Raw genomic sequence first — 2,518 nt, 5'->3', positions numbered from 1 at the left:
GGGGCTGACCACCCCCGGTGCCCCGCCGCGCGCCCGCTCCCGGTAGGCGCACCCCTCCCCGTCCGGTCTCCCCGTCCGGCCCGGGGGGCGTCAGGTGGCGGGGTCGAGCCAGATGTTGGTGATGTCGAAGAACTGGATCTGCGGGACGTGCACCGGGTTGCGGACGCGGCTGCCGTGGTAGCGCGAGGTCATCGCGGCGAACGACAGGATCGGCACCACCGGCAGGTCGGCCATGATCCGCGCGTCCACCCGGTGCCAGAGCTCGTCGGCGGCGGCCGGGTCGGGCTCCTCCAGCGCCCGCTCGATCAGCTCGTCCACCTCGGGGTTGCTGTACCCGCCGTAGTTGGTGGTGCCCGGGACGTCGTTGGTCTGGAACAGCGGCTGGACGATCACCCGGCCGTTGTTGCCGAACCAGTCGGGGGTGAAGCCGGGCTCGGCGATGTCCCACGCCCCGGCGCGTCCCGCGTCCGGGTTCGACAGCGCGGAGCCGTAGTACTCGGCCTGGGTGTAGTACCGGTAGTCGAGCGTGATGCCGATCCGCTCCAGGCTCGCCTCGACGCAGGCCATCACCTTCTGGTGGATGCCGATGCTCCGGACGGCCGCCACGAGGGTGAGCCCGTCGCCGTACCCGGCCTCGACCAGCAGCGCGCGGGCCTTCCCGGGGTCGCCGCGTGAGCCGGGGGTGGGGTAGGGGTCGAAGTCGTCCCGGTGGCCGATGCTGCCGACCGGGATGACCGAGCCGAGCGGCCGGTTGGGCGCGTCCAGCGCGTCCAGGATCTCGCCGATCGCGACCTTGTCGATGGCGTAGGCGACGGCCTCGCGCACCCGCCGGTCGCTCGTGGCGCGGCCGGCGTTCGGGCTGCGCAGGTTGAACACCAGGTAGGGGTTCAGTGCGAAGCCGGGATAGCTGCGGGCGGGGGCGTCCTGGCCGGGCTTCGGACGGTCCCACGAGACGGCCGTGTAGGACCAGGCGAGGTCGACCTCGCCCGCGTCCATCCGCCGCTCCATCTCCGGCACCGGCGAGGTGTCGACCTCGATCTCGATCCGCTCGACGTACTGGTTGCGGATCGGGTCGGTCTCCTTGCGCCACACCGGGTTGCGCTCCATGACGATGCGCTCGCCGCGGTCGTCGTACCGGACGAGGCGGTACGGCGCGCACGACAGGGTGTTGCGCCGGAACTCCATGCTGTCGGGCAGGTAGGCGTCGTACTCGGCGGGCGCGGGGGCGGTGAACCCCGTCGCGAGGATGTTGAGCATGTCGTTGGCCGGGCGCCGCAGCCGGAACTCCACGGTGTGGTCGTCGAGGGCGCGCAGCCCCGCGATGTCGTGGGTGTCCTGGAACTCGGCGAGCGCCTTCGGGGTCGGGTCGGTCTCCTCGAAGGCCGCCCGGTAGGCGTCGCAGTACTCGGCCATGCCCTCGATCGTGGTGGTGAAGTACGGCAGCGCCCCGGCCCCCGACACCGGGTTGGGCAGCCGCTTGAACGCCCGGACGACGTCGTGCGCGGTGACCTCGCGCGGCGGCGCGGAGTCCCACAGCACCCCCTCGCGCAGCCGGACGGTGTAGGTCCTGCGGTCGGCGCTGATGCCGCCGTTCTCCACGGTCGGCACCTCGGCCGCCAGGTCCGGTACGGGGGTGAACGACCGGTCGGGCGCGGACAGGTCGTCCTGGGCCGGATAGGCGAACAGGTGCCGGGTGAGGGCGCGCAGGATCTGGGCCGAGGTGGCGTAGTAGGCGCTCGCGGTGTCGATGTGGTCCACGCCGCCCGGGCCGCGCAGCCGCAGCGTGCCGCCGTACCTGGGGTCTCCCGGCCGTTCCGCGGTCCCGGCCGCCGAATCGGGCGCGGTCCCGGCCGCCGTGCCGGTCCCGGTAGCGGTCCCGCGCTCGGATGTGGACTCTGACGCGGTGTTGGTCATCACTGTCCGCCTTCCCTGGATTGCTATAGGATTATCAAGTGATGTGTGAGGAATGGCAAGGCGACGGCCACCGCCCGCGTCACGGGGGAGGATGAGCGTGCCTCCGCGGCTTCCCGGGGACCTGCGCCGTATCGCGCAGCGGCACATCGAGCGCTGGTCGGAAGGCCAGCGAGGGCATGAGGCCTATTCTGACGTCGCGGAGCTGGGCCGCCTGCGGGTGGCGCCGGACGAGGAGTTCGGTCGGCGCGTGGCCGACTTCTACGAGCGTGCGGCCCGCTTCCAGTGCGATCCGGTCCTGCTCGAACGCTATGAGATAGTGAAGTTTCATAACCGGATGCTCTACGACGAGGTCACGGCCGCCGGGATCACCGTCCGGCCGTGGACGCGCGACGGCCAGCCCTACCGCGACTCCCGCGACCTGCGGGACCGCGTCGTCCGCACCGGCGTCCTGGAGGTCTTCCTCACCGAGCGGGGGCACGGCCCCTTACCCGACGGCGGCGCGGCTGAGTGCGGTGACGGCGGGCGCGGGACCGCCGGACGCGCTCCCACCGGACGCGGTGACGGCGGGCGCGGTGACGGCGGGCGCGGGGCCGGCGGCGGGCGG

2 protein-coding genes are annotated in these 2,518 nt (G+C 72.6%); one reads left to right on the top strand and one right to left on the bottom strand.

The annotated features are described in order from the left end of the window. Positions 1-90 precede the first annotated feature (90 nt). Entirely contained in the window at positions 91-1,914 is a 1,824-nt protein-coding gene (locus DZF91_RS25075) for an ABC transporter substrate-binding protein (RefSeq protein ID WP_117359698.1), read from the bottom strand. A 97-nt stretch (positions 1,915-2,011) separates the two neighbouring features. Here DZF91_RS25075 and DZF91_RS25070 point away from each other — a divergent pair. Further along, positions 2,012-2,518, top strand: a 507-nt coding sequence (locus DZF91_RS25070; protein WP_235834536.1) for a hypothetical protein, incomplete at its 3' end; no start/stop codon positions are given.

It is taken from the genome of Actinomadura logoneensis, from assembly GCF_003428695.1.
GTDB lineage: Bacteria > Actinomycetota > Actinomycetes > Streptosporangiales > Streptosporangiaceae > Spirillospora > Spirillospora logoneensis.
Note: the sequence above shows the minus strand (reverse complement) of the source record. Positions and strands in the feature narration are given on the sequence as shown.